The sequence below is a fragment of the Pantoea sp. Tr-811 genome, assembly GCF_011752535.1.
GTDB lineage: Bacteria > Pseudomonadota > Gammaproteobacteria > Pseudomonadales > Pseudomonadaceae > Aquipseudomonas.
On record NZ_VWXJ01000046.1, the window covers coordinates 1 to 3,318 of the forward strand.

Annotated in this window: 1 protein-coding gene; it reads left to right on the forward strand. The window is 58.8% G+C overall.

All coding sequences use genetic code 11. The features are described from left to right. The coding region (locus F3J44_RS29295) for a condensation domain-containing protein (protein ID WP_167277980.1) at window positions 1-3,318 on the forward strand (3,318 nt) is incomplete at both ends.

The following is a 3,318-nucleotide window of genomic DNA, read 5'->3' on the forward strand; positions in this document are numbered from 1 at the left end:
CAGTAACCCCGAACGGCAAGCTGGACCGCAAGGCCCTGCCGCAGCCGGATGCCAGCGCGCTGCAGGGTGAGTATGTGGCGCCACAGAGCGAGCTTGAGCAGCAGATTGCGGCGATCTGGGCGGATGTGCTGAAGCTTGAGCAGGTGGGTTTGACCGATAACTTCTTCGAGCTGGGTGGGGACTCGATCATTTCCTTGCAGGTGGTCAGTCGTGCGCGTCAGGCGGATATCCACTTTACGCCTAAAGAACTGTTCCTGAACCAGAACGTAAGAGCGCTGGCAATGATCGCGCGTCGCTCCAGCAGCAGGGTATTCGACCAGGGACCGGTCACGGGGAATACCCCGATGTTGCCGATTCAGCATTGGTTCTTCAAGGCGGGAATACCGGCGGCGCACCACTGGAATCAGTCAGTTTTGCTGATACCCGCCCTAACCTTGTCGGTTGAACGGGTAAAAGCAGCGGTGCTGGCAATTGTTGAACACCATGATGCTTTGCGTCTGCGCTTTTCGGGTGAGGCGACGTTCGGGGCAGTGCAGCCGGATGATCTGGTGTGGTTCGAACATTGCGCCGACGATCACGCGTTGAAACAAGTGGCAGAAAAAGCGCAACGTAGTTTGAACCTGCAAGTGGGCCCGTTGCTTCGCGCAGTCCTGATAGAACGTGCCGATGGTAGCCAACGCCTGCTGCTGGTAATTCATCACCTGGTTGTGGACGGTGTGTCGTGGCGAGTGTTGCTGGAGGATCTGCAACAAGCCTATCAGTCCTTGCACGCTGGGCAGGCGGTCAAGTTTCCGGCCAAGACCAGCTCCTTCAAGGATTGGGCTGTGCAGTTGGAGGCTTTCGCCCAGAGCCCTGTATTGCAAGATGAACTGGCTTACTGGCAGCAGCAGTTGCAAGGCACCAGCGACGCGCTACCTTGCGATTATCCGCATGGTAGTAACCAACAGCGCAATGTCACTTCATTCACTACCCGGTTGGATCGAGAGATCACTCGCCAACTGCTGCAGGAGGCACCTGCTGCATACCGAACCCAAATCAACGACTTGTTGCTGACGGCCTTGGCACGGGTAATTGCGCGTTGGAGTAAGCGCGAGGAGGTCCTTGTCCGCCTTGAAGGTCATGGTCGTGAAGACCTGTTCGATGGCATCGACCTCAGCCGTACGGTGGGCTGGCTCACCAGTATGTACCCGGTCAAGCTTAGCCCGAAAGCTGACCTGGCAGACTCCATCAGGAACATCAAGGAACAACTGCGGGCAGTTCCCAACAAGGGCTTGGGTTATGGCTTGCTGCGTTACCTGGGACCTACCGAAGCCAATGTCGCTTTGGCTTCCTTGCCGCAAGGCGAGATCGTCTTCAACTATCTTGGCCAGTTCGATGGCAGTTTCGACGAACAGGCTGGACTTTTCAGGCCAGCCCAGGAATACGCAGGTGCGACTCAAGACGCCCTGGCGCCATTGGGCAGTTTGTTGGCACTCAACGGCCAGGTGTATGGCGGCGAGCTGAAGATGTCCTGGAACTTCAGCCGAGAGGTGTTCGATGAATCGAGCATTGAGCAGTTGGCACATGAGTATGCCAGCGAGCTGCAAGCCCTGATCGAGCATTGCTGCCAGGCTCAGTACCAGGGTGTGACACCCTCGGACTTCCCCTTGTCAGGCCTTAGCCAAGCGCAGTTGGACAGCTTGCCAGTATCGGTCGCAGGGATTGCCGACATTTACCCGCTGGCACCGATGCAGCAAGGCATGCTGTTCCATAGCCTTTATGAACAAGCGGCTCAGAGCTACATCATGCAGTTGCGCGTGGATGTCCAGGGGCTGGATGTCGAACGTTTCCAGCACGCCTGGCAAGCCGCACTGGATGCTCACCCGATTCTGCGCACTGGATTCGCCTGGCAAGGCGAGTTGCAATACCCCGTGCAAGTCGTGCAGCGCTCTGTAGCATTGCCATTCGCGCATCACGACTGGCGTGGTCAGCCCGACTTGCAACAGGCGCTGCAGACACTTGCTGATCATGAGCGGTTACAAGGCTTTGACTTGGCCAGCGCGCCGTTACTACGTCTGATATTGGTGCAGACCGATGCTGATCGGCATCATCTGGTCTGCACGCACCATCATATTCTGATGGACGGTTGGAGCACTTCGCGTCTGCTGGGTGAAGTGTTGCAGCGATATGCGGGTGTCAGCTTGCCTGACCACGGTCCTAACTATCGTGATTTCATTGCTTGGCTGCAGCGCCAGGACAGCCAGGCTGCCCAGGCTTTCTGGATTGGGCAACTGGCAGCACTGGATGAGCCTACCCGTCTGGTTCAGGCCATCCGTTGCAGTGAATCCTGTAACGAAGAGGGGCTTGGCGATTACCGCCAGGCATTCGACCCTGAACGAACTGCGCAAATCGAAGCCTTCGCACGCGCACATCGTGTGACCGTCAACACGCTCATGCAATCGGCCTGGTTGTTGTTGCTGCAACGCTACACTGGCCAACCGAGTGTATGTTTCGGCGCAACGGTGGCGGGGCGCCCCGCGGACTTGCCGGGCGTAGAAGAGCAGATCGGCTTGTTCATCAATACCCTGCCGGTGATCGGCACCCCGCGTTCTGAGCAGCGCGTTGCCGACTGGATCGGCCAGGTGCAGGCCAGCAACCTGGCGCTTCGCGAGTTCGAGCACACGCCGCTGTATGACATCCAGCGCTGGGCGGGGCAGGGGGGCGGGGCGCTGTTCGACAGCTTGATGGTTTTCGAAAACTACCCCGTCTCCGAGGCATTGGAGAAAGGTGCACCGGGCGGGCTTCGTTTTGGTGAGGTGTATCACAGCGAGCAGACCAGCGTCCCTCTGACCCTGATGGTGAACCTCGGTAGCAGCTTGTCGATCCACTACGGTCACGACCGTGCTCAGTGGGCGTACGAGGCAGTCACGCAACTGGCAGAACACTTCGCGAACCTTTTGCAGGCGATGATACAAAACGCCGACGCACCGCTTGGTGATTTGCCTCTGCTTAGCGCTTCAGAGCACGAGTATATGGTGCGCGAGTGGAACGACACCCATGCCGCCTATCCAGATGCCCGCAGCATTCATTCGCTGATCGAAGCCCAGGTGTCTGCCACTCCAGATGCCCCGGCGCTGGCCTTCGGCGAGCACACCCTGAGCTACGCCGAACTCAACCGCCGTGCCAACCAACTGGCGCACAAGCTGGGTGAGCTGGGCGTGGGCCCGGATGCCCTGGTCGGCATCGCCATGGAACGCAGCCTGGAGATGGTCATTGGCCTGCTGGGCATCGTCAAGGCCGGTGGCGCCTACGTGCCGCTGGACCCTGAGTACCCGCAGG